This is a genomic window from Xenorhabdus sp. SGI 60 (assembly GCF_056632175.1).
Genome location: NZ_CP196860.1, coordinates 588,734 through 613,953, shown reverse-complemented (window position 1 = coordinate 613,953; position 25,220 = coordinate 588,734). Strand labels below are relative to the sequence as shown.

Annotated in this window: 22 protein-coding genes, 1 pseudogene and 1 CRISPR repeat array; of the genes and pseudogenes, 18 read left to right on the top strand and 5 right to left on the bottom strand. The window is 43.5% G+C overall.

The window, feature by feature from the left end:
* Window positions 1–30 precede the first annotated feature (30 nt).
* The 4 genes from ACSJJG_RS02815 to ACSJJG_RS02800 all read left to right on the top strand — a co-directional run bounded on the left by ACSJJG_RS02815 (window position 31) and on the right by ACSJJG_RS02800 (window position 3,149).
* The gene (locus tag ACSJJG_RS02815) at window positions 31–486 is read left to right on the top strand and encodes a tellurite resistance TerB family protein (protein ID WP_481088401.1); all 456 of its coding nucleotides are present in this window, start codon (window positions 31–33) and stop codon (window positions 484–486) included.
* A gap of 27 nt (window positions 487–513) precedes the next feature.
* Window positions 514–1,542 carry a TerC/Alx family metal homeostasis membrane protein gene (locus tag ACSJJG_RS02810; protein WP_481088400.1) on the top strand — a complete coding sequence of 343 codons (1,029 nt, stop codon included), beginning with the start codon at window positions 514–516 and terminating at the stop codon, window positions 1,540–1,542.
* Between the two features lie 50 nt (window positions 1,543–1,592).
* Window positions 1,593–2,171, top strand: coding sequence for a TerD family protein (locus ACSJJG_RS02805; RefSeq protein WP_481088399.1), 579 nt, complete (start codon window positions 1,593–1,595; stop codon window positions 2,169–2,171).
* Window positions 2,172–2,798: 627 nt separating this feature from the next.
* Window positions 2,799–3,149 (top strand): SymE family type I addiction module toxin, encoded by a 351-nt coding sequence (locus ACSJJG_RS02800; RefSeq protein ID WP_481088398.1) that lies wholly within the window; start codon window positions 2,799–2,801, stop codon window positions 3,147–3,149.
* Between the two features lie 128 nt (window positions 3,150–3,277).
* Here the strand turns inward: ACSJJG_RS02800 and ACSJJG_RS02795 are convergent, their stop codons facing one another.
* Entirely contained in the window at window positions 3,278–4,024 is a 747-nt protein-coding gene (locus ACSJJG_RS02795; protein WP_481088397.1) for an SDR family oxidoreductase, read from the bottom strand.
* Between the two features lie 126 nt (window positions 4,025–4,150).
* Between ACSJJG_RS02795 and ACSJJG_RS02790 the strand changes: the two genes are divergently transcribed.
* The 5 genes from ACSJJG_RS02790 to ACSJJG_RS02770 all read left to right on the top strand — a co-directional run bounded on the left by ACSJJG_RS02790 (window position 4,151) and on the right by ACSJJG_RS02770 (window position 9,784).
* On the top strand, window positions 4,151–4,486 hold the full coding sequence (locus ACSJJG_RS02790; RefSeq protein WP_481088396.1) for a DUF3761 domain-containing protein: 336 nt from the start codon (window positions 4,151–4,153) through the stop codon (window positions 4,484–4,486).
* A 618-nt stretch (window positions 4,487–5,104) separates the two neighbouring features.
* Complete coding sequence (locus ACSJJG_RS02785; RefSeq protein ID WP_481088395.1) at window positions 5,105–5,878, top strand: protein bax; 774 nt, start codon at window positions 5,105–5,107, stop codon at window positions 5,876–5,878.
* A 160-nt stretch (window positions 5,879–6,038) separates the two neighbouring features.
* Entirely contained in the window at window positions 6,039–7,460 is a 1,422-nt protein-coding gene (locus ACSJJG_RS02780; protein ID WP_481088394.1) for an MBOAT family O-acyltransferase, read from the top strand.
* A complete protein-coding gene (locus ACSJJG_RS02775) occupies window positions 7,447–8,583 on the top strand; it encodes an SGNH/GDSL hydrolase family protein (protein WP_481088393.1) in 1,137 nt (378 codons plus the stop codon). Before ACSJJG_RS02780 ends, ACSJJG_RS02775 begins: the two co-directional genes overlap by 14 nt.
* Window positions 8,570–9,784 carry an SGNH/GDSL hydrolase family protein gene (locus ACSJJG_RS02770; protein ID WP_481088392.1) on the top strand — a complete coding sequence of 405 codons (1,215 nt, stop codon included), beginning with the start codon at window positions 8,570–8,572 and terminating at the stop codon, window positions 9,782–9,784. The genes ACSJJG_RS02775 and ACSJJG_RS02770 overlap by 14 nt, the downstream gene beginning before the upstream one ends.
* A 91-nt stretch (window positions 9,785–9,875) precedes the next feature.
* Here the strand turns inward: ACSJJG_RS02770 and ACSJJG_RS02765 are convergent.
* The 4 genes and pseudogenes from ACSJJG_RS02765 to gntR form a co-directional block, all read right to left on the bottom strand.
* Window positions 9,876–10,019 (bottom strand): annotated as a pseudogene (locus tag ACSJJG_RS02765) (helix-turn-helix domain-containing protein); the annotation flags it as partial.
* Window positions 10,020–10,271: 252 nt separating this feature from the next.
* The gene (gene gntU, locus ACSJJG_RS02760; RefSeq protein ID WP_481088391.1) at window positions 10,272–11,609 is read right to left on the bottom strand and encodes a gluconate transporter; all 1,338 of its coding nucleotides are present in this window, start codon (window positions 11,607–11,609) and stop codon (window positions 10,272–10,274) included.
* A complete protein-coding gene (gene gntK / locus ACSJJG_RS02755; protein WP_481088390.1) occupies window positions 11,606–12,163 on the bottom strand; it encodes a gluconokinase in 558 nt (185 codons plus the stop codon). The genes gntU and gntK overlap by 4 nt, the downstream gene beginning before the upstream one ends.
* A 220-nt stretch (window positions 12,164–12,383) precedes the next feature.
* A complete protein-coding gene (gene gntR, locus ACSJJG_RS02750; RefSeq protein WP_481090357.1) occupies window positions 12,384–13,379 on the bottom strand; it encodes a gluconate operon transcriptional repressor GntR in 996 nt (331 codons plus the stop codon).
* Window positions 13,380–13,830: 451 nt separating this feature from the next.
* Window positions 13,831–15,236: a CRISPR direct-repeat array (repeat unit 29 nt; unit sequence GTGTTCCCCGTGAGTACGGGGATAAACCG).
* Between the two features lie 776 nt (window positions 15,237–16,012).
* On the opposite strand from gntR, the gene ACSJJG_RS02745 reads away from it, so the two are divergent.
* The 9 genes from ACSJJG_RS02745 to cas2e are packed head-to-tail and all read left to right on the top strand — an operon-like array spanning window position 16,013 to window position 25,118.
* The gene (locus tag ACSJJG_RS02745) at window positions 16,013–16,411 is read left to right on the top strand and encodes a bleomycin resistance protein (protein ID WP_481090356.1); all 399 of its coding nucleotides are present in this window, start codon (window positions 16,013–16,015) and stop codon (window positions 16,409–16,411) included.
* A gap of 52 nt (window positions 16,412–16,463) precedes the next feature.
* A complete protein-coding gene (gene cas3, locus ACSJJG_RS02740) occupies window positions 16,464–19,214 on the top strand; it encodes a CRISPR-associated helicase Cas3' (protein ID WP_481088389.1) in 2,751 nt (916 codons plus the stop codon).
* Window positions 19,214–20,833: a type I-E CRISPR-associated protein Cse1/CasA gene (casA, locus tag ACSJJG_RS02735; protein ID WP_481088388.1), complete on the top strand. Its 1,620-nt coding sequence runs from the start codon at window positions 19,214–19,216 to the stop codon at window positions 20,831–20,833. The genes cas3 and casA overlap by 1 nt, the downstream gene beginning before the upstream one ends.
* On the top strand, window positions 20,826–21,377 hold the full coding sequence (casB, locus tag ACSJJG_RS02730) for a type I-E CRISPR-associated protein Cse2/CasB (RefSeq protein WP_481088387.1): 552 nt from the start codon (window positions 20,826–20,828) through the stop codon (window positions 21,375–21,377). Before casA ends, casB begins: the two co-directional genes overlap by 8 nt.
* 41 nt (window positions 21,378–21,418) lie before the next feature.
* On the top strand, window positions 21,419–22,456 hold the full coding sequence (gene cas7e, locus ACSJJG_RS02725; protein WP_481088386.1) for a type I-E CRISPR-associated protein Cas7/Cse4/CasC: 1,038 nt from the start codon (window positions 21,419–21,421) through the stop codon (window positions 22,454–22,456).
* Window positions 22,457–22,467: 11 nt separating this feature from the next.
* Window positions 22,468–23,238: a type I-E CRISPR-associated protein Cas5/CasD gene (gene cas5e, locus ACSJJG_RS02720; RefSeq protein WP_481088385.1), complete on the top strand. Its 771-nt coding sequence runs from the start codon at window positions 22,468–22,470 to the stop codon at window positions 23,236–23,238.
* Window positions 23,225–23,902 carry a type I-E CRISPR-associated protein Cas6/Cse3/CasE gene (cas6e, locus tag ACSJJG_RS02715; RefSeq protein WP_481088384.1) on the top strand — a complete coding sequence of 226 codons (678 nt, stop codon included), beginning with the start codon at window positions 23,225–23,227 and terminating at the stop codon, window positions 23,900–23,902. The genes cas5e and cas6e overlap by 14 nt, the downstream gene beginning before the upstream one ends.
* Entirely contained in the window at window positions 23,902–24,822 is a 921-nt protein-coding gene (gene cas1e, locus ACSJJG_RS02710; RefSeq protein ID WP_481088383.1) for a type I-E CRISPR-associated endonuclease Cas1e, read from the top strand. The genes cas6e and cas1e overlap by 1 nt, the downstream gene beginning before the upstream one ends.
* 2 nt (window positions 24,823–24,824) lie before the next feature.
* The gene (gene cas2e, locus ACSJJG_RS02705) at window positions 24,825–25,118 is read left to right on the top strand and encodes a type I-E CRISPR-associated endoribonuclease Cas2e (RefSeq protein ID WP_481088382.1); all 294 of its coding nucleotides are present in this window, start codon (window positions 24,825–24,827) and stop codon (window positions 25,116–25,118) included.
* Window positions 25,119–25,220 lie beyond the last annotated feature (102 nt).

Genomic DNA, 25,220 nt, shown 5'->3' with positions numbered 1-25,220 from the left:
TCTCTATTTTACCAATAAGCGGAGGGACTGATGTCCTTTTTAAACAAAATCAAATCAGCGTTCAACGCAGGCCGCGAAGAACTCACCACTCAAGTGAGTCGCTTCAAGAACAGAAAATTCATGGAAGGTACGGTAGCCGTATGTGCACACGTTGCCATGGCGAGTAACGGCGTCAGTTCAGAAGAAAAGCAGAAAATGATCAGCTTCATCAAAAATTCCCCTGAACTGAAAGTGTTCGATACTTCTGAGATTATCGAATTCTTTAACAAACTGGTCAGCAGCTATGAGTTTGATGCTGACATTGGTAAAGGTGAAGCCATGAAATTCATTATGGCTCTGAAACAGCAGCCGGAAGCGGCACAGCTTGCTTTGCGCGTCGGAATTGCAGTCGCCAAGAGTGATGGTGACTTTGATAACGACGAAAAACAGGCTGCCCGTGAAATTTGTTTAGCCCTTGGCTTTACACCGGCTGATTTCGAACTGTAATCGCAGATAATTTAAGAGGCTTACTTCATGGTATCCACGCACATTGGTTTTCCGATGGAAACCGTTGCTGTATTTATTATTCTGTCGGTTGGTGCGCTCTTTATCGACCTCTTTATGCATCGTCATGATAAGCCGGTTTCGCTGCGTAGTGCCGCCCTTTGGTCTATTTTCTGGATCGCAATTGCCTTTGTTTTCGCGGGCTTCCTGTATGTCCATCACGGTGCGGAAGCCGCGAGTCTGTTTGTCACGGGCTATGCACTGGAAAAAGTCCTTTCCGTCGATAACCTGTTTGTCATCATGGCAATTTTCTCCTGGTTCGCTGTCCCAGACCGCTATCGCCATCGGGTCCTGTATTGGGGAATTATCGGCGCGATTGTCTTCCGTGGTATTTTCGTTGCCATTGGGACAAGTCTGCTGGCTCTTGGGCCGTGGGTTGAAATCATATTTGCAGTTATCGTTGGCTGGACAGCGGTTATGATGCTGAAAAGTGGTGGTGATGACGATGAAATCGAAGACTATTCACAGCACCTTGCCTACCGTCTGGTGAAGCGTTTCTTCCCAATCTGGCCGAAACTGCGCGGCCATGCTTTTGTACTGAACCAAAAAGAAGTGGATCAGGAATTGGCTAAACCAGAAAACGCCGATGTGAAAGTGGGTCGGGCGAGCAAAGCCGCACTTTATGCTACGCCACTGATGCTATGTCTGGCAGTGGTTGAACTGTCTGACGTGATGTTTGCCTTTGACTCTGTACCTGCGGTGATTGCAGTCAGCCGGGAACCATTAATTGTGTACAGCGCCATGATGTTTGCTATCTTGGGTCTGCGCACGCTCTACTTTGTGCTTGAAGCATTGAAAAAGTATCTGGTGCATTTGGAAAAGGCAGTGATCGTTTTACTGTTTTTTATTGCCATAAAACTGGGTCTAAATGCTTCTGAGCATATATTCCACCACGGCTATTCAATTTCAGCAACAAGTAGCTTATTTGTGGTAATTGGCGTACTGGCAGCCGGTATTCTTGCCAGCCTGCTGTTCCCGCAAAAAGAAAATGCAAGCTAAATCCGTAAAATCCAGATAACTAATACGACGTAATAAGTGAGGAAATAACAATGGGTGTATCTCTTTCTAAAGGCGGTAACGTTTCTCTAAGCAAAGAAGCGCCAAGCATGAAAAACGTTCTGATCGGTCTCGGCTGGGATGCTCGTTCTACTGACGGACAAGACTTTGACCTTGATGCCTCAGCTTTCCTGCTGACAGCAAACGGCAAAGTACGTGGTGATGCAGATTTCATTTTCTACAACAACCTGAAATCGTCTGACGGCTCCATCATGCACACTGGCGACAACCGTACCGGTGAAGGGGATGGCGATGACGAATCACTGAAAATCAAACTGGATCAAGTTCCTGCTGACGTAGAAAAAGTGGTGTTTGTAGTCACTATCCATGAAGCACAAGCTCGTCGCCAGAGCTTCGGTCAAGTTTCCGGTGCCTTCATCCGTCTGGTTAACGATGACACACAAGTTGAAGTGGCGCGCTATGACCTGACTGAAGATGCGTCTACCGAAACCGCTATGCTGTTCGGTGAACTGTATCGCCACAATACAGAATGGAAATTCCGCGCAGTAGGCCAAGGCTATGCTGGTGGTTTGGCTTCTGTTTGTGCCCAGTATGGTATTAACGCTGCTTAATTTGGGTGTTATTAGCTTGAGTTCAGTGCACTGAAATTAAAAGCCCTGCTTGATAATATCGGTAGGGCTTTTTGTTGCTTTACCTATTTGTTTATAATTCATTACCCAGAGCCAGAAATTGATCACTGGAAACTGAGGTTATCATACGGATATTTCTGCCACTTTAATTCGAAAAGATGTTGGAGTGCGTTTCATTTTACCTTTTTTATAATATTCCTATCTAAAACTCTTTAGTATTTTTTCACGACATATAACATGTCAATATTTATAATAGGTACAGGATAAAAAAATATAACCTGTCAAAAGAAGCCACAGACTAAAAGATCCCATTTTAAATTTTTCATCCCTTTTGATAACACAGAAAATCACATAATTATTTACAGAGTTATTTTTTGTTCTAACTTTAGAGATGCATTTCAAAATGGATAAATATCCAGTCATTTTTTGCGAGTTGCTTCGCAAAGAGCAACATTACCGATGGCATATTAGCCAACTAACCGCTAGGGTAGATATCGATCATTCACAATGAATACCATTTAGATGAAAAACACGTATGAATTCGCGGTGCAGTGCGGGCGAAGCGCTGATAGAGTATCGCAGTATATCCATAACACAAGGAGCGTACAAATGAACCTTCATGTTTCATTTCGCTATTCTGACATTGATACCCCAGAATTAATACTGAACGGCAGTGCACTCAGCGATGCTGGATTTACCGCAAATGAATTATTTCATATCTCACAGTTTTCCAATGGCGTTATTATTTCTCTTATTGATCCTAACGCAGATTTAGCCTGTTTAATCAACGAAATGGAAAATAACCCATACCAAGGAATCGACAATATTCGTGAAAATGGTGAACTTTATATTGCTGGGGACTGGCTAACGATCAGCAATTTAGTGGAACAACCTATTAACATTGAAATACAACCTGACAAAATTATTCTAAAACCTAAATTGGTGGAAATATTGGCTTAAAATCAATGGTCACTACAAAAATAGTCTTCCATTGATTAGCCGGAAAGAAATATTAAGAAGCATTCCGGCTTTTCTATTATCTGATATTAAATGCCGCCTTATTTAAACGGCATTTCGAACTCTATGGGCTATTTACCACCAGCCAAGTCAATGAAATTGCCTGTAACATACGACGATTCATCAGATAGCAGCCATGCAATGGCCTGAGCAACTTCTTCCGGTTTTCCACCCCGTTTCATAGGCAAGAAATCTTTGATTCTTTCAACTCGTTCAGGCTCTCCACCATCGGTATGCATTTCGGTATAGATGAATCCAGGACGCACAGCATTTACCCTGATTCCCTGTGCAGCCACCTCTTGCGCCAACCCAATTGTCAGCGTATCAATGGCCCCTTTCGATGCCGCATAATCAACGTATTCATGGGGAGAACCCAGTCGAGCGGCAGCGGATGAAACATTGACGATGACTCCACCTTGCCCACCGTGACGCAAAGCCATTCTCTTAACCGCTTCACGTGCACAGAGAAAGGCGCCAGTAATATTAGTGGCAAAAATTTCATTTAGCCGCTCTGCTGTCAACTGTTCAATGGTAGCCTGAGGCTTTAAGATCCCGGCATTGTTCACTAACCCAGAGATATATCCCAACTCTTTTTCCGCCCTCTGGAACAATGCCATCACTTGCTTTTCATCCGCGATATCCACCTGAATCGCAATTGCTGACAGCCCAAGGGTACGGATCATATCCACCACTTCATTAGCGCTGTCTTCACGGTTACGATAGCCAATACAGATATGGTGCCCCTGTTTTGCCAAACAAATCGCTGTGGCCTTACCGATACCTCGGGAACCACCAGTAATGATCGTTACTTTTTTCACAATGACACCTCATATTTGCGTTATTTTTTTATTCACTATGTTAAATTTGCAATCATAACATTCAAAACTATACTCCAAACTGCAAGAGTAGATTTCGAGTTTCAGTACTCTAATCAGAGGAACTATATGATGAAAAGCTTGAAGTTATCAGTTGCAGCATTACTGGTGTTGTTTTCAAGTGCAACACTTGCAGCGCCAGCAGTATCAACCGCCGCCGAAGCCGCCGCAAAAACAGCAACGGCAGCAGAACAAAATGTTAAGTCAGCAAAAAACAAAGCTAATTCATTAGAGAAAAAAGTTACCAAAAAAGTAAAAAGCCCAAAAGTATCAAAGAAGAAAAATAGAAATAGCTCAGTCAAAAAAGGCGCTAATACGGCTCTTTGTAAAGATGGTAGCTATAGCAAGAGTAAATCCCGTAAAGGAGCCTGCTCTCGCCACGGTGGTGTTGCTAAATGGCTGTAAAATTTCGTTGATTTTTCATCATGCACAATTAGGGAGCTTCAGCTCCCTAATTCTTTTTTTGAATCTGTTTCATTAAACCATCCAGTTATCATACGAAAAATAAAGGATAACTTACTACCCAACGAGAAAAAATAGAATAATAATGCGGCTGTACTGACGACAAAAAAATAAGAAAATCGATAATTAGGTTATTTACCTATACCGAGCAACTCATCATACTCAAAAGCTTTGCATTAGTTAAAAATGAAACCAGGGATAATTTTACCAACTGATTAAAAGGAATAGACTATGAATTTATTGATTCGGTAAAAACCGTAACATTACAACTATAAAATCAGCGTTAACTGAAAAATACAAAATAAGATTAAACTTAATTTAAAAACAATGTTAGTTATTCATTGAAGATTAATTTTTATTGTTAAATTAACCAGATAAAATCATACTATTTATTACATTAATTTACTATAAAAAGTAAAAAATATAGATATTTGTCAGTAGGGTGCTAATATTCGTTACAGAAACGAAACTTATGAATGACGAGTAACAGTAGCCATATATTGTTTGCTCTGCTAATATTCGTCTGATTTTTATCCAGAGTAATAAAAAGAGGAGAAGCAAATGCCCTCTCTAATGATGAGGACAAGTGCGGTCTTCGCTTTCTTTATCTCATTAATCTTTACCGGTCTGAGCCATGCCTCGACCAGTACCTCAAAAGTGCAAGAGTATTCTCACAATGGCATGCAGGTAAGTTTGCCTGATTTGCGACAATACCCTTCAGGTACACCTCGGAAGAAAGCGTTTTTAAATATTATTGTCCCTGTAATTGATCAACATAATCAAAAGATTATGCAAGACCGCAAATGGCTCCTGTCACACCAAAAGAATCATCATTGGTCTGTACAGGATAGTCACCGATTGAAAAAGATCTGCATGGATTACAAAATGACCTGCAATTCGCCAAAGCAGCTTAATTGGAATAAGTTATTAAGTCGGGTTGATATTATTCCCACCCATTTTGTTGCCACTCAAGCAGCGGCTGAATCGGGTTGGGGAACGTCAGAACTTGCCAAAAAAAATAATAATCTGTTTGGAATGCGTTGCAGCTCTTGCAGCAAAACGAAAGGAAAAGTCAAAGGTTATTCAGTTTACCCTACTATCAATGCATCCGTCGTTGCCTATATGAAAAACCTGAATACGCACCGTGCTTATGAGTCACTGCGCTCTTCTCGTGCAAAGCAGAGAACAACACAGGAGCCGTTGAATATCAGTAAGCTGATTGATAATCTCAATGGTTATTCTGAACTGGGATCTGACTATAATCGCTATTTACATCGGGTATTTAATGGCAACAAGGAACTGATTTCACAAGCGCAAGAATTGTCTATCCAATAACACTCTCCCAACAATCCACATTGTATTAATTACAAAGTGGATTCTTTTTTTATAATCTGTCGCTGTATGATCTACTGTAAACATCGACAAGTTCCATACTATAATGCATTTCAGAATTACATTCTTTCTCCCAATGATAAATGGTTAACCAGAGCCTAATATGAATTTTTTCTCTTTTGAGTTCCTTGGATCGTTTGTTATTCTGCTGGTTGTCTATTGGCTTTTACAAAAATCGCCCAGGCTACAGAATGGCGTGTTAATTTTAGCGAGTTATTTATTTGTATTCTCTTTTGCAGCAAAGTTCGCCTATATTTTATTCGCCTATACCCTATTTATTTACTTTTTGGCGAATATTCTTAGTCGTTATTTATCCAATAAGGCCATATTTACACTACTGACATTCGGGCTTCTCGGCTGTTTCACTGTTTTCAAATATTACTCTTTCTTTCAAGAGTCGATTCAACAAACATTGTCTAATGTCGGGATCAACGTGGAACTCCCTGTTCTTGAATGGCTGATGCCGCTAGGTCTGTCATTTTATGCGTTCCATTCGGTCAGCTATGTTGTATCGGTATGCAAGAAAGAGCTGCCTGCCGCTCCATTGCCTGATGTCATTTTGTATCTTTGCTTTTTTCCCAGCATTGTCGCCGGACCGATTAATCGAGCCAAAGATTTTTTGCCTCAGATTCAGGTCGCATCCAGAATTATACTGGAACCATTGAAGGCGCTATTATTGATTGCTCTCGCTATCGTAAAACTCTTTTTGCTCAGTTCTACGCTCTCTGAGTATCTTGTGAATCCCGTTTTTGAAGATCCGATTAGCCATCATGCAGGGCAAGTCCTCGTGGCAATTTATGCTTATGCCTGGAATATCTACTTTAACTTTTCCGGCTATACCGACCTTGTCACAGGTATCGCCCTGCTATTAGGCTACAAAGTGCCACGCAATTTTGATGCCCCTTATCTGGCTGAAAACTTACAGGTATTTTGGCGACGCTGGCATATCAGCCTGTCAACATTCATCCGTGATTATGTCTACATTCCATTAGGTGGTAACAAAAAAGGCGTGTTCCGCAAGAACCTGAATATGTTCACCGCTATGGTGATTTCTGGCCTATGGCACGGTGCTGGTCTTAGTTTTATTATCTGGGGGGCTATTCATGGATTAGGATTAATTCTGCAAAATATTAAAAATGCCCTGCTCTCTGTTTCCAAGAAACAGAGGGAGCCACAAGCCAGAAACCCTATTACATTATTTTTATCCCGTGTGGTGACATTCCATTTTGTCTGCTTTGCCTGGATCTTTTTCCGTAGCCCGACATTTAATGATGCGCTGACGGTATTAAATCAACTGTTCTCTGGCGAAATATTTACATCTCTGTTATCCAGCAGTTCTCTATTAATGGTTTTCTGGGGATTTTTTATTATCTATCCTTGGTTGGTGAATTTCAGAAACAAAATTGAAAGAAACCATGGCCTGATTTCCTGGGTTTATTACCCAATTCCCTTAGCCCTGATCCTTACTTTAGTATTTATTTTGTCACCTTCAGGAATGCCAGGATTTATCTATGCTAACTTCTGAATTTACATCTAATCTGAAAAAAGTCGGACAAGCAATTTGTACCGTGGTATTGACCAGCTTAATGTTAATTTGGCTCAATCAAGGTTCATTAGATAATTTCTGGCAACAGAAATATCACCGTAATAGTCCTTGGACATTTCTCAAGGGGGAACCGTGGTGGGATTTGGGGAATAATGTGCAGCAAGGAGCCATTGCTGCCAGTAAAACTTTTATGGCATATGCGCAGGGAAAATATCAGGATAACCCGTCATCAGCCATGAATATTGATAACAGGCAGACAGTATTTCCCCCTGATTTTCAGGTTGGCTTGCGCTTTCTGGGAGGTTACGTCTATCCTATCGAAAATCTCTCTTTTACCTTTCCTGAGCTACTGAACAAAAACATTAAACTCGTTCAGTCTTCTTTACCGCCAAATAGTTCAGCAGAAAATCCGGTTGTTGAAATTGCCCAGAAAACCCATGTTAATCTAGGCATAAAAGATAAGGTGTTATTTGCCGGTGATTCAATGATGCAGGGCGTGGCCCCACATTTAAAACGTCGGTTGTTTCAGCAATATGGCATTTCCAGCATTAACTTAAGTAAACAAAGTACAGGATTGTCTTATCCAGGTTTCTTTGATTGGCCAAAAACCATTAGCGATGCGTTGAGAACCCACCCTGATATTAAGTTGGTAGTGATATTTTTAGGCCCAAATGATCCGTGGAATATGCCTTCAAGACACGGAGGGCCTTATTTGAAATTCGCCAGTGAAAACTGGGAAGACCTTTATCGCCAAAGAATTGAAACTATCTTAAATGATGCGCGCCAACATCAAGCTAATGTTATTTGGGTTGGACCACCGAATATGCGCCAGAAAAAACTTTCCAGCGGTATGTCTTACCTCAATAAATTGTATCAAACTGAGGTAGAAAAAAAGGGCGAGATCTATGTTGCTGTTAATGATATGTTCAAATATCAGTCAGATAATTATTCAGACTATATTGGCGATGGCAGCAGCACCATCAAACTCCGAACCGGAGACGGTATTCATTTCAGTTTAAAAGGACAACAAACCATTGCGGATTATCTATTTTCATTGATCACATTTATTCAGGAGCCAGTTAAAGAAAATGCAACCATTTAACATGTTCCGTGGATGTTATCGGATAGTGGGCGCCGGTCTGGCTATCGCGCTTTCAATCAGCCTATTATCGTGCCAAAGGGAAAAATCTAAGCCGACAACATCGGGACTCCAAACAACACACATACACCGTCAACAACAATTGACGAATTTTGATGATCCCAATTTCGCGCTATTAACAGATAAATTACGCCACAGCGATACTCGCCAACTCCATTTTGTACAATTAGGTGATTCACACACGGCAGCCGATTTCTTTACCGGTAAGTTGCGCAGTTTGTTACAGAATCGTTATGGCGACGCAGGGCCGGGTTTTATCCCCCCAATGAGCATTCCCGGCCAGCGTAACACCTTAATACAATTTTCTGAGGATAAAACCGGTTGGTGGCTTTCAAGCAGCCGCAAGGTAAATCGGGCGGATTATCCACTGGGTGGATTTATCGCTATTCCCGAGAGTGCCAGTAGTACGATACAACTCAAATCTTCCTCTGCTCGTGGCAAGTACTGGCTGAGTGCACTCTATCAATCCCATACAGCGACTCAAATCAGAACGCCATTTACCACCATAGATTTACCCGCAACACAAAGTGAATGGCATTTCTCGCCAGAACAGAGCATTAGTTTCCCCATCAATCTCTATCCACAGGATACACAATTGAAAATTGGCGGCTGGCTGATAAAACGTCAAAATACTGGCGTTATATTATCTGCATTGGGGATTAACGGCGCTACCATTAATATACTGGATAAATGGCAACCGCAATGGATTGATACGTTGGTGCAGATAAACCCGGATATGGTTATTCTCGCCTATGGCACCAATGAAGCCTTTAATGATTCACTGGATTTGGTTGCTTATCAGCAAGATTTGACCGCTAAAATCCAAGAAATCCGCACAACCATACCGCAAGCCGTTATCCTGCTGATTGGGCCGAATGATTCGCTGAAAAACAAAACCGCGGCCAGCTGTGAAGAACAGCAACCAGCCTTACTTGATAATGTGATTCAGATTCAACAAACCGTTGCCAAACAACAGCACACCCTGTTTTGGGATTGGCGGGAATATATGGGTGGATCATGTTCTATCAGAGGATGGGAACAGCAAAACCTTGCTCGTCCTGATTACATTCACCTCTCCGCAGCCGGTTATGAACGCAGTGCCGAAGCGCTTTATAAGCAGTTTATGGGGTTGGTTGAACAATAAATCAAAAGTACAAGAGATACGAGACGCATATTAGGCGTTTTCTACATGCGTCTTGTACCTTATTTATGGAAAATTAAGAAGATAAAACTGCTTATTTCATACCGAAAAGTGCTGGCAATACATACTCAGGGTCACGTTCAATAGCACGCAAAAGTGCTTTTGTAGGGCCTGTAGGCTGACGGCGTCCTTGTTCCCAATTTCTCAATGTATCAACATTCACTGAAATCAATTTTGCATCCATTTACCACCTCCCATTGAGATCGCGTAATATCTTTTTCTCTTGTTCTGTTAGATTATCTTTAATCCCTTTTCCATAGGAACTCCATCGAATTTTTCGAAGTCCACCAATATTAGGAATAACTTGACCAAATTCAGGCTGAATAGCCAAAAATGTCTGAAAGTTGCGATATTCACCATCTGTTAATAATAGAAAAGCACCTTAATTCATATCATAAGATGCCATTAAGAATCGCTTAAAAAGGCTTCATCACAACATAGCGAAATAGATCATACCAACCATCGCGCCGATGGTGCCAAGAATAGTTTCCATTATCGTCCAGGTTTTCAGGGTTTGTTCTTCGGTCGCACCAGTAAATTTACCGTACAGCCAGAAACCAGAATCGTTCACATGGCTAAGAACCAAAGAGCCACCAGCGATACATACTGACAACGCTGCCATTTGCGCACCGGAATAGCCCAGTTCGCCAATCACGGGCAGAACCAACCCTACCGTGGTCAAACACGCGACAGTTGCCGAACCCTGAATCACACGCACCGCCCCCGACAAAATAAAACACGCCAGCGCGATTGGCAGGCCAGCACCGACCAACGCATTGCCCAATGCAGACCCAACACCTGAATCCACCAGCACTTGTTTGAATACCCCCCCTGCACCTGTCACCAGCAAAATAATTCCCGCAGGTTGGATCGCCGCAGAGCAGACTTCCATGACTTTCTCTTTGCTCATACCACGACGGATCGCCAACCCGTAAATCGCCACCAGACAAGCAAGCAAAATTGCAATGAAAGGATGACCAAGAAATTCCAGCCAATGATATAGCGCTGATTGCTGATCAACAAAACGTGCACCAATAGTTTTCAAGCCCACTAATATCAATGGGAACAATATCAATGCCAGACTGAAAGCGAAGGAAGGCATCTGGCTTTTACCAATGCTTGGTGTGCCCAGATCTTTGGGTAAATCCAGTGTCACATATTTACTGATAAAGTTACCGTATATCGGGCCAGCCAATAACATGCCAGGAACGGCGGCACTCAGGCCAATCAGGATCATCCAACCAAAATCTGCTCCCATCTGGGAAGCCAGCATCATCGGCGTTGGCCCCGGGACCAAAAACGCCGCCGCCGCCGCAACACCTGCAAACAATGGAAGCGCCAGTTTCACAACATTACCATTGGTGCGACGCGCAACGGCGAATACCACACCAATCAACAACACAACGGCCACATCGAAAAACAGTGGCAACGCACAGATAAGCCCAGCCACACCCAATGCATAGTTAGCCCGCTTTTCACCAAAACTCCCCAGCAATTTCACGGAAATCTGGTCAAGGGCACCCGTTTCATGCAAGATCTTGCCGAACATTGCGCCAAGGGCGACAACAATGGCAAGAAAGCCCAAAGTGCCTGCCATACCGTCTTGCATTGTCTGGGTGATTTGCTCCAATGGCATACCAGAAAAAATCCCTGCCCCCACAGAAACCAGCATCAAGGCAATAAAAGCATGTAACCTGGCTTTCATCACCAAAAACAATAATAGGAGAACAGAGCCGACGGCTGTCAGAACCAGAGTTACAGTACTCATGAACATCCCTCACTAATACGGTTAATGGAGTGGATATGGTCAATGGTTTTAATCACATTTTTGATGACTTCATCAAGATCAAGTTTGATATCAATGTGATGGATATCCTTTTCATCACTGGTCGGTTCTTCCAGTGTCTCAAATTGCGAAATGAGCATTTGCGGTTTGAAGAAATGCCCCTTGCGTGCTTTCAGGCGGCTTTCGATTAAGTCAGGATCCCCTTTCATATAGAGAAATGACAGGTTTTTGTTGCCATCACGTAACATATCCCGATAGTTTTTTTTCAAGGCAGAACACACGAGCAGGGAGATAGGGTTGGTGCGCTGCATGGCAAAAATGGCATCATTGAGTGCCATCAACCACGGCCGCCGATCATCATCATTCAAGGCATGGCCCTGTGCCATTTTTGTAATATTGGCACGGGGATGAAGAAAGTCCCCATCCAGAAACGCAGCTCCTAGTTCACGGGCAACACCACTGGCAACCGCGGATTTACCGCTGCCGGATACCCCCATCAATACAAAAACGTGGTTTGGCTGTTGGGTATCACTCATATCAAACTCCTTTACACAGATCTTACTGCTTAGATATCCATTTGATTTATAATAAAAAGTTAGCAGTGGAATATTAACCACCAAATGTTACCGGTAACTTATTGCCGGTAACATTAGCAGTGGAGTTGGATGGTGGGCAATCAATCAGGACCATCAAAAAAGGAAAATGTGAGGCTTATCGCAATTGAAAATGGGAAAGCATCATTTTGAGCTACAAAAATTAAACACTTTCACCCAATGAAAGGGTAAACCCAACATCGATCAGAGTTTGTTCCAGCTTTTCCCCACTCAGACGAGCAAGCAAGGATTCTGCTGCCTTGCGTCCCATTAAGTCACGAGGAGTCAGCACGCTGGCAAGCTTGGGAGTCATTACCTGGCCGACATCATGACCATGAAAGCCAGCTATCGCAATTTCTTCCGGTATTTTGATCCCCTGTCGTTGGCACTCAAAAATCGCCCCGATGGCGATATCATCATTCGTACAAAACAGGCCATCAATTTCGGGATATTTCTGGCAGGATTCCTGTAAAAGCTGCGCGCCTAATGAATAGGAAGAGCTGACTGGTGTCATCATTTTTCTTGGTTGAAGCCCGGCGCTAAACATCGCCATTTCAAACCCTTGCAAACGGATCAGCGTTCGTTCATCCTGCCGAGCACCGAGATAAATAATGTTTTTGCAGCCGCGTTCGATCATCGCCATCGTCATCTGACGAGCCGCTGCAAAATTATCGATCCCTACTGCAATATCAAGGCAAGGCGATACACTGTCCATCAATTCAACTACGGGTATTCCTACTGTTTGCAACACCTTTAACGTTTTGGATGTATGTGTACGTTCCGCCAGAATCAGGCCATCAATATTATAGGCAAGCAGGGAGAGTAAACGTTCTTCTTCTTTCTGGGCAGAATAACCATAGTGGGCGAGCATGGTCTGATATCCGTTGCGATCAGTCACATGCTCAATACCGCGAATTACTTCGGCGAAGACCTGATTGGTCAATGAAGGAAGCAAAACACCTATTGCACGACTGGTCGAATTGGAAAGAATATCGGGTACACGGTTGGGAATATAACCCAGTTGCTCCACAGCTTCCGCGATTCGTTTTCCCAACGCTTCAGAAACCTGATCGGGATTGCGTAAAAAACGGCTGACCGTCATTTTTGTGACCCCAACGAGGTCAGCAACATCTTGTAAAGCTGGGCGTTTTTTCTTCATTTTCAATGTAATGCAATCAGTTATTAATAGGTACAGAGGAATAACTCGCGGTTTTAACATATTTATACAGCATTACAACACGCCTTCTAGTGAAAAATGCCAATCTACTCGCATCTTGTTTATCAGTAATTGCTGAAATTGTGATGGATTACACGCGCTTGAATGAATATCCCAACATGCTGGTAACATCCCCACCGCACAACACAATAGTTTTCATAACCCTTACTCTCTTTGTTGTTGAGTTAAGGCCAACAGGTTCTTTTGCGATTTCTGCGATAGAAATCTCATAAATTGATAAGTAAGAGTTAAAAATATGGATGAAATGTGATCTGAATTACAGATAGTAAAATAGAAGAATGAAAGAGAAAATTTGACTGACTTTATAGACTAAAAAAATGGTAGAATTTTTCCGCTCTAAAAAGATGTTATAAAACAGGTGGATAAAATTAGAGTGTTCCCCGTGAGTACGGGGATAAACCAGGAAGGTAACGCGGCTGCCGAACTGTTCGCGGGTGTTCCCCGTGAGTACGGGGATAAACCGTTAATGCTGTACTCACGATGCTTATCCTTATTGTGTTCCCCGTGAGTACGGGGATAAACCGGATACGTTTTTTGAATGATTATCTTGGCGGTGTTCCCCGTGAGTACGGGGATAAACCGTGTACAGTCGGAATGGAACTGAGAAAATATTGTGTTCCCCGTGAGTACGGGGATAACCGTACAGGGCGGCGTAATTAGTGGCGAGTGTTCCCCGTGAGTACGGGGATAAACCGACAAGCCCGCCCTCACTGCGTGTGGAGTGGTGTTCCCCGTGAGTACGGGGATAAACCGTTAAAAGTAATAGATGATAGATTGATAGAAGTGTTCCCCGTGAGTACGGGGATAAACCTTTAGTAAATTCATGTCAGCAGAAATCCGCTGGTGTTCCCCGTGAGTACGGGGATAAACCGTTATAGTAATCGGATTTAAACTAAAGATTAAGTGTTCCCCGTGAGTACGGGGATAAACCGGCTAATCCGCTTTGAATACTAAAACATAAGTGTGTTCCCCGTGAGTACGGGGATAAACCGGGTTATGCAGCACGCCCTTAGGAATTTTAAGGTGTTCCCCGTGAGTACGGGGATAAACCGGCGTTAAAATATGGATCTATAATTAAAAAACGGTGTTCCCCGTGAGTACGGGGATAAACCGCCAATCAGACTAAACTTATTCAAAGTCCATTTGTGTTCCCCGTGAGTACGGGGATAAACCGATATGCCGCATTAGATCTGATACAAGAACAGTGTTCCCCGTGAGTACGGGGATAAACCGGAAATTATATCCGGAAGGTTATTAAACAGGACGGTGTTCCCCGTGAGTACGGGGATAAACCGGGTGTTACATTTTCCTATACTCAGGTCGACCGGTGTTCCCCGTGAGTACGGGGATAAACCGCGTACAAACGGCAATTACATATCGATATGATGTGTTCCCCGTGAGTACGGGGATAAACCGACAGATAGTCAGATACCGGTGGGATAAAAACGTGTTCCCCGTGAGTACGGGGATAAACCGGCAAATGCATTCAATTTGATGAAAAAACATGGGTGTTCCCCGTGAGTACGGGGATAAACCGGCAACTATATGCGTTTGATGGTAAAACATTGGTGTTCCCCGTGAGTACGGGGATAAACCGCATACAAATTGCAGCTGAATTCGTTGAGGTAGTGTTCCCCGTGAGTACGGGGATAAACCGATAATCTGTGTAAAGCTTAAGTGATTAAAAACAGTGTTCCCCGTGAGTACGGGGATAAACCGAAAGTGCTTGAATACTCAGTGATATTAGCTAGTGTTCCCCGTGAGTACGGGGATAAACCGTTTTTATTTTCACTTTGTTTAAACAATTCCAGTGTTCCCCGTAGTACGGGGATAAATATCTATCTGATATCTAATCTATACACTAACAGCGTTACAGTGATACAAATGATAATCCAATACAGCCTATTTTTAGAAGTTTTTGACCATAATTTTGTCTATTTGTTAGAAATTGAAAAAACTGGGCATTTGCAAACATATTAACTATGATATATAAAACATGTTCCATGTAAAAACAGAAAAAATGCCTGTACTCATGAGAGATAAACCATTAGAATATTCACCATGAATACGGGAATAAACACTTACATGCAAAAAAAAATGATGCCCCCTACAGACATGAATATATAATTGGCGCAAAAAGTCACTAAAAGCACTACTGGATCAAATCGCAAAAAAACTCTGCACAACCTCAAATAAAAATGCAGAAACACTGATAAAAAAAGCAAAACACTATAGAGATAAAATACCATCAGAAAAAAATATTCACAAAGCATTACAATTCACCATAAAAACTATCATCAAAATCTAATTCATAGTGAGATGAGATGAAATTTTGACCATTACCTTCTCATGTAATTTTAAATGTGATCAATATTCCATATAAGATACAATGTTAGTGATACCATAATATAAAATAGGGTAAATTCTCCAAATCCGTTGTTAACGGAGTGGATTTAACTAATTTTAAAAGTAATTAGTTATTTTAAAATAATATAATCACCCAGGAAAATATTTTGAATGCTAACAATGTAACAAAAATAACTTACTGGAATCGCATGGTGCCAGAACTTACTGTGACTGATTTTTCTGCTTCACTTGATTTCTATCAAAAAATATTGGGTTTCGAAATATTAATTCGACGAGAAAATCCAGATTTTGTTTATTTAGGATTAGGTGAAGCACAATTAATGCTGGAAGCATTTCATGACAATGGTTGGAATACCGGAGAATTCAATAAACCATTAGGACGCGGTATTAATTTGCAAATTGAAGTTGATGATATTAGGCCAATTCTGGCAAATCTTGCAATTAACAAAATCGAACTTTATTGCCCACTGAAAGACAATTATTATTGCATAGGTGATACCAAATCCTGTCAGAGAGAATTCCTCGTTCAAGATCCAGATGGTTATTTACTTAGGTTTAGCCAATATATAGAGCACAAAGAAGACTAATGACAACTCATTAATGGCATTCGATTTATAATTTTATCTAACCGTGAAAAACATGACTAAATTAATAAACAATTTTAGTTATCTCATACGATATTGGGGCAAAGCTAAAAAAAATCCCTATTCTGACGAAAATTACCATCTTCTGGCTTACCACTGTCTGGATGTCGCCGCAGTAGGCCAATTATTATTGGCACCACATAAAAAATTAACGCGGGATCTCGCAAACTTTTTGGGGTTATCCCCCGAATCATTACAAAACCTATTTGCATTTTTTCTGGTACTACATGATATCGGCAAATTTGCCTCTGCATTTCAGCAATTATATTCCCAAGAAAATACTGATCTGATTAAGCCCGAACAGCGCTTGCCCTATAATTCCAAAGAGTTCAAACACGATCGATTAGGGCTATTTTTCTGGAAAAAAATTCGGGACGACGTACTGTTTGCTTTAGTGGGAGATGATGGCCGGCAATTTAGTGAAGATAAACAAAAGAAACAAGCCCTGAAAACGTTAATGGTTTTGATGCAGTGTATGCTCGGTCATCATGGTAAACCCATTGATGATGGTCGTTGTGACGCAATTATCGATTTTACCGATCCCCAAAATATTGTCGATGCAACAGCATTTACCCATGATCTGCTCACGCTTTTTCAACCTCGTCTGCCACTGGAAAAACTCCTTTCAAAAGAATGGCGGCAAAACCTGAAACAGGTGAGTTGGCAACTTGCCGGTATTGTCGTATTAGCTGATTGGATAGGCTCTGACTGTTATCATTTTCGTTATCAGACTAAAGCCCTCCCGCTGGCAAAATATTGGCTGATTACCCAAAAACAAGCCCAAGTTGCCTTAGATGGTATTGATATCCATAACACTCCCGTGATATCTCCTTATACTTCTATCCAGGAGTACTACCAATTTTCACCAACTCCATTACAAAAATGGGCGGAAGAAGTCTCGATTGACGATTCCCCACAGCTTTTTATTCTGGAAGATGTTACGGGCGCAGGCAAAACAGAAGCCGCCCTTGCCCTGACGCATCGCTTAATGCAAACCGGTGCTGCGGACGGTTTCTATTTTGGCCTGCCAACAATGGCAACCTCCAACGCCATGTTTGGCCGAATCGCCAAGCATTATCATCATATGTTCGATACCAAAAACGGCAAACTGCCCAGTATCGTTCTCGCGCACGGTGCACGTGAGATGAATGATAATTTCCGTGACATCATCCTGACGTCTCAACACAACGACAGTGACTACACCAGAGACGATAGCACCGCGACAGCACAGTGCCACCGATGGTTGGCTGATTCTAATAAAAAAGCCCTATTGGCCTCGGTGGGCGTAGGTACTATCGATCAGGCATTGCTTGCCGTTTTACCCAGAAAATACCAGTCACTGCGGTTGATTGGACTCAATCGCAAGGTATTGATCTTTGATGAAGTACACGCCGCCGATGAATACATGTTTGCATTGCTGAAAAGCGTATTAAGCCTGCACCTGCACCAGGGTGGTTCCGTGGTTTTGCTGACTGCCACACTCTCCTTGAAACAGCGCCAACGGCTGGTGGATATCTGGTTACCTGCCGGCTGCATACCGCCACAGAAATTGCAAAAAAACGCCTTTCCGCTGGCTACTCATGTCACGTTAAACCCCAAAAACCCCCTGATTGAAACTCCTCTGCACAGTCGCCCAGATGTCAGCCGTACCGTCACGGTAAAAACCGTGAATCATCTGGATGAATGCGTAAAAATCGCCCTAAACGCCGCTCAGAATAGACAATGCGTGGTTTGGGTTCGCAACTCAGTGGATGATGTACTCCATGCTTTCCGACTTATTCAATCGCAAATGGATCAGCCGGAAAATTGCCTGCTATTCCACAGCAGCTTTATTTTACATGACCGAAAAGCGATCGAAAATCGTGTGCTGGCCATATTTGGTAAAGAAAGTACGCAAAAGGATCGGCAAGGCAAGATCCTGATTACAACGCAAGTCTTTCAGGAAAGCCTTGATGCAGATACGGATGTGATGATTTCCGATATTTGCCCAATCGATGATTTGATTCAGCGGGTTGGACGCCTGCATCGCCATACCCGCAATGCAAATGGTGAATACAAGCAAGGCATTACCGATAGCCGATCTGCACCTGAATTATATCTCCACGCACCAGAATGGGATGATCAACCCAAAACTGATTGGTTGAGCAAAGATTTTCGTAATACCCAATATGTTTATCGTTCAGCCGGACGTTTATGGCTTGGCTTACGCGAATTACTGCGCTTAGGTGCCATTCGTATGCCTGCTGAGGCGCGAACCTTAATCGAAGCGGTTTATGGTGAAGATGCCGATGAACACATCCCTGAAGCACTCAAACACAAGGATAATGAAGAGATAGGAGAAGGGCGGAGCAAAGACGCCGCAGCACGTTCACAAGTCCTGCAATGGCAACGCTATGAATATAGCAAACGCAGTGCCCACGGCTGGTATGACGATGACTGCAATATCAGCACCCGATTTAGCGATATCGAAACGGTGAGTGTGCTGCTCGTCAAACTGACCGAAAGCGAGGAATTAATACCGTGGGTAGAGGATGAAAAATTCTCTGTCCAATTAAGTATCGTCAAAATTTCAAAAAACAAATTTGCCGATAAGCTGTACCCCATACCAGAGTCCCTTTCTCAAGCCGTGGAGCGGCTACAGGATAAATTCAAGTCCGTCAAATACCTGCAAATCTGGCTGCCAGAGAGTGACCCTCAGTTTACTTATGATCCCAACATCGGTTTTTATCCTAAGCAGGAGGCGTAATGAACCTCGTTAAAGACGCATGGCTGACTTTTAGAATGAGAAATGGTAGTGAGAAAAAGTTACCGCTGACGGCAATCGGCGATCCTGCCGTTGTCGATATTTCCCTGCCACGGGCTGATTTTCAGGGAGCGGCTTACCAGTTGGCCATTGGTTTGCTGCAAACGGTTTTTGCTCCTGAAGATGAAGACGAATGGTATGAATTTTATCAACAAGCCCCTACACAAACTGACTTACAGACTGCATTTAATCGGGTAGAACATGCTTTTAACCTGACAGGGGCTGGCCCTCTGTTTATGCAGGATTTTGATTCGTTAGCTGAAAGAAAACCCACCAGCATTTCAGGATTGTTGATTGAATCACCTGGTGAAAAAACATTGAAGGATAATACTGATCACTTTATTAAACGCAGCCAATGTGAAGTCATTTCCCCCGAAATGGCCGCCATTGCCCTATTCACTCTACAGATTAATGCTCCTGCCGGCGGTGTTGGACATCGCGTCGGGTTACGGGGAGGCGGTCCACTAACAACCTTGATTCAGCCACAAGAACTGGATGCTTCGCTATGGCAAAAACTTTGGCTTAATGTCATTAATCGGGAACATTGGTCTTACCCTGATCCTGATCTCAATAGTCCAGACGTTTTTCCGTGGCTGGGTAAAACGCATATCAGCCAAAAAGCAGGGACAGAAATTTACGCACATAATGTCCATGAACTACATATGTATTGGGCCATGCCACGGCGAATCCGTCTGGAGATAGAGGATAAGCCAGCCATCTGCCAATTAACGGGGCAAGCAACTCACCAATCTGTTTCTGGTTATCGTACCCAAAACTATGGCAACAACTATTTTGGTACCTGGCAACACCCTCTAACGCCCTACCAATGGAATCCGAAAAAACCGGATGAAGAGCATCTTTCCGTCAAAGGGCAGCCCGGTGGTATTACCTATAAGATCTGGGATAGCCTGACTTTTTCCGATGATAAACAGGGTCAACACGCCGCACAGGTCGTAGACCATTTTAACCAACTCAATGATTATTTTGCCGATGAACAGAGTTCCACCCCACGGTTATGGGTTTTTGGCTATGATATGGACAACATGAAAGCCCGCGGTTGGTACTCCACCACCCTGCCTCTGTTTTCCATGCCGATTGAAAAGAAAGATGCCGTTTTCCGGCGCGTCAAAACACTACAAAACCTCGCTGCCAATGCGTTGATCCAGTGCCGCACCCAGATCAAAAGCGCGTGGTTCCGTCGCCCGAATGAGATAAAAGGCGATATGTCATTTATTGATGTGACCTTCTACCAACGCACCCATGCCGCCTTTTTTAAGGCTGTACAACAGATTGTCAGCAGCCAGCATAAAGCCTCTTCCCTCTCCACCGAAGACGCTAAAACCTGGCTCTACCCACTCAGAAATACCTGCTTTGATCTCTTTGATGAGTTCGTGTTGTCAGAAGATACCGATCCCAAAAAACTCATAGAAAAAATCGAGGCACGGCAAATTCTTACCAAGTGGTTAATGGGTTCTAAAGATATCAAGTCATTTATGGCAGAGCACAATATAGAAACTAAATCATCCAAGACCAAAAAGAAGGAGAAGGTTATCAATGACTAACCTAAGCGAAGGTCGTTTACTGCGCTGGTGGGAAAGCATATTCTTATCCCCTGATGAATTGAAAGAGAAAAAAATTTCTCCTGCCCCCACACTCTATAAAGCTGAATTAAAGCGTTGCCAGGATATTGAGGCAGCAACGTTAACCGAAGGTTTTCGCGCATTATGGTTCAGTTTGCCTGAAGATATCACTGAAGAAGTTCAGCAAAAGACCGTTACGCTATGGGCAATGATTGCCGTCACGCTGGTCTATGTCAAAACCAACACGACTACCAATCTGGCAACCGCCGCAGGCACTAAAACCGAAAATGACAAGCCGATTGTCAGCCTACATCGCTTTGCCCAATTGCAGGCAGCCAAAACTCCTGATGAATTTATTATGCGGTTGCGGCGCATCCTGCAACAACTGAAAGGCCAGGTTTCCGTGTTATCACTCGCCAAAGATATTGAACAATGGATGAGAGAGTACCACCAGTCAAAACCGCATCGAGCCAATAAACGTCTTTGTGTGCAATGGGCGATGGATTACTACAAGGCCGCTAAATAACGCCAATAGTTAACCACTTTTAATCTAATAAGGAATTTTAAATGAGCCAATTTATTCAGCTACATCTGTTAACTTCTTACCCTCCTGCCAACCTGAACCGCGACGATCTCGGACGTCCTAAAACCGCCAAAATGGGCGGTGTTGAGAGATTAAGAATTAGCTCTCAAAGTTTGAAACGCCACTGGCGCATCTCTGATCTGTTTCAGGATACTCTCGCCGAGCACCTTGGTTTTCGTACTAAACGCTTTGGTTTCCAGGTTTATCAACGTTTGCTTAATGAGGGAGTTAAAGAAAAGCAAGCCACTGAATGGGCTTCTGCCATCGCGGAAGTATTTGGTAAAAAGAAAAAAGATGATCCTCTGGAAATTGAACAACTGGCTCATATCAGCCCGGCAGAAAAAGAGGCTACCTTTGCCTTGGCCGATAAACTCATCGCCGAAAATCGCGCACCTACCAAAGAAGAGCTGAATCTACTGAGCGGAGAAAAAACAGCCGTAGATATTGCCCTGTTTGGCCGTATGCTGGCATCCAGCCCTGTCTATAATGTGGAAGCAGCCTGTCAGGTTGCCCATGCGATCAGCGTTCACAGTGTTACCGTAGAAGATGACTATTTTACCGCTGTAGACGATCTCAATGCGGGCAAAAGTGATTCTGGTTCGGCTCATATTGGCGAAACCGGCTTTGCCGCCGCGCTGTTCTACAGCTATATCTGCATTAATAAATCTTTGTTAATCGAAAATCTGTCCGGCAATGAAGCATTGGCGAACCAAGCCATCGCCGCCCTGACAGAAGCCGCGATTAAAATCGCCCCGTCCGGCAAACAAAACAGTTTCGGCTCCCGCGCCTATGCCAGCTATGTATTGGCAGAAAAAGGAGAATATCAGCCTCGTTCCCTGTCTGTCGCGTTCTTAAAACCCGTTGATAGTGAAGATCAGGCAACCGACGCCATCACCGTGTTAGAAAATCAGAGGGAAAACTTCGATAACGTTTATGGCACTTGCGCTGACACGCGTTATAGCATCAATGCCATCACGGGTGAAGGTCGTTTTACTGAGCTGGTTCAATTCGTTACTGAATAAAAGAGGCCAATATGCAGACTTACTTGGTCTTTCGCTTATATGGAGCACTCGCCAGTTGGGGTGTGGAAGCGGTCGGTAAAGACCGGCCAACCGGCACTTATCCAACCCGTTCGGCTATTTTGGGGTTATTAGGTGCGGCATTGGGCATCCGGCGCGATGATGAAACACAACTTATGGCATTGCAGCAGAGTGTCAAAATTGCCATCAAACAGATCGTTTCCGGTTTATTGATGCGGGATTACCATACTGCCCAAGCGCCTTCGCAAGAGAAAAAACAGGCACACCTAACCCGTAAAAGTGAGTTGCGTGATAAATCCAAATTAAACACGATACTGTCTTCACGCGATTATCTCGCTGATGGTGTATGGGTTATCGCGATTTCATTGACCGAACAGGCCAGTTTCACACTTTCTGCCTTGCGGGATGCGCTGCTAAAACCGGTCTTTACGCTGAGTCTTGGGCGAAAATCCTGCCCTCTTGCACTACCGATGATGCCGCAACTGGCAGAATATCCGTCATTAAAAGCAGCCCTTGATACACCTTTTCCTCTCTTACCTCATCAATCAGAAAAGAATCACTATTATTGGCAGCGTAATCATGATGTCGTGAGTTATTTCTGGGAAGGAGATAAAGACGAGATCACGCTCCCTGATACGACAATACTGACTCATCAACTTTGGGATGAGCCGCTATCACGCAGCCGCTGGCAGTTTACGCAACGCACGATGCACCAGTTATCGTTCCAGTTATCAGTAATGGAGGGAACACATGTATCTGTCTAAAGTCACCTTGCGCCCTTCTGTTTACCACATACAGGCACCGTCTCAAAAACAGACGAAAAATGATGTCTATACTTCCCACCAACTCTTGTGGCAATTATTTACGGAGCAGGAAGAGCGCAATTTCCTTTTTAGGCAAGAGATGAGCTTAAGGGGTCGACCAGAATTTTTTGTCTTGTCCACGACGATACCGGTAGCCAATTCCCCGCGGTTCCAGATTCAGACCAGGCCTTTTGCCCCTCAATTACATAACGGACAAAAACTGGCGTTCAAACTCCGCGCGAACCCCACGGTCTGCATCACAGATAAAAATTCAGGCAAACAGCTTCGTCATGACGTATTGATGCATGCCAAACGTCAGGCAAGACATTCTGATATCAACGTTGATGACATTGAATCATTAATGACGCAAGCTGCCCAAACCTGGATACAGGATGAAAAACGGCTAGCTCATTGGGGGATTCGCTTTGATTTCACCCCAGATATTGAACGCTATACCCAACATCGCAGCGTTAAAGCCTCTGGTCAGAAAGTAGCATTTTCCAGCGTGGATTTTCAGGGCGTACTCACTTTGTCAGATAGCGAACTTTTCCTTGAGCAATACCAGAAAGGGTTTGGCAGGGCAAAATCCTTTGGTTGTGGGCTAATGCTGATAAGGGCACTTTAATGGCATTCATTCCATTAAAACCCATTCCCATCAAGGACAGGAATTCGATGATCTTCATCGGCATGGGACGTATTGATGTCAAAGATAATGCATTTGTTGTGATTGATGAAGTCAACGGTGAACGTATGCATATTCCCGTCGGCTCCCTTGCTTGCATTATGCTGGAGCCGGGTACCCGCATTAGCCATGCTGCGGTAAAACTGGCTTCGACTACCGGAACATTGCTTATTTGGGTGGGAGAAGCGGGGGTCAGACTCTATTCCGTGGGGCAGCCGGGAGGTGCGCGTTCAGACCGGCTGCTTTATCAGGCCAAGCTGGCACTGGATGAGGATTTAAGGCTCAAAGTTGTCCGCAAAATGTTTGAATTGCGCTTTGGGGAGCCGGCTCCCCAAAAACGTAATGTCGAACAGCTTCGGGGGATTGAGGGCGCTCGCGTCAGGAAGACCTACCAAATATTGGCAAAACAATATGGGGTAAAATGGCATGGACGCAATTACGATCATACGGATTGGGATAAAGGCGATCTCATCAACCGCTGCATTAGCGCAGCAACCTCTTGCCTATATGGAGTGACCGAGGCAGCCATTCTGGCGGCGGGCTATGCGCCCGCCATTGGTTTTCTACATACCGGCAAGCCCTTGTCATTTGTTTATGATATTGCGGATATCTTAAAGTTTGATACCGTCGTGCCTATTGCGTTTAAAGTTGCTGCCACCAATAGCATTGCTCCTGACAGGCAAGTCAGAATTGCTTGTCGCGAAAAATTCAGGACAGACAAAATCCTGAAACGCCTTATTCCCTTAATTGAAGAAGTCCTTGCGGCGGGCGAAATTTCCCCGCCATCCCCTCCCGCTGATGCACAACCTCCCGCTATTCCCGAACCGGTCTCTATCGGTGACATTGGGCACAGGAGCCAGTAAAGATGAGTATGACGGTTGTCGTAACAGAAGCTGTTCCCCCTCGGCTACGGGGACGTCTGGCGATTTGGTTACTGGAGATACGGGCAGGGGTTTATGTGGGTAATATCTCTCATAAAATCAGGGAGATGATTTGGCAACAAATCACAGAACTGACCGAAGAGGGAAATGCAGTTATGGCATGGCAGACTAACACTGAATCCGGCTTTGATTTTCAAACTCTTGGTGAAAACCGAAGAGAACCGATAGATTTTGATGGCCTGCGTTTAGTGAAATTTAAACCACTTGCTGAGGATTAATTTGGAGAAGTTATAAAGGCGGTTTCTCCATCAGCTCAATGGATAACTAATATGCTGCGTATAAAAAACACAAATATAACTAAAGGTTAAATAAGACGATAA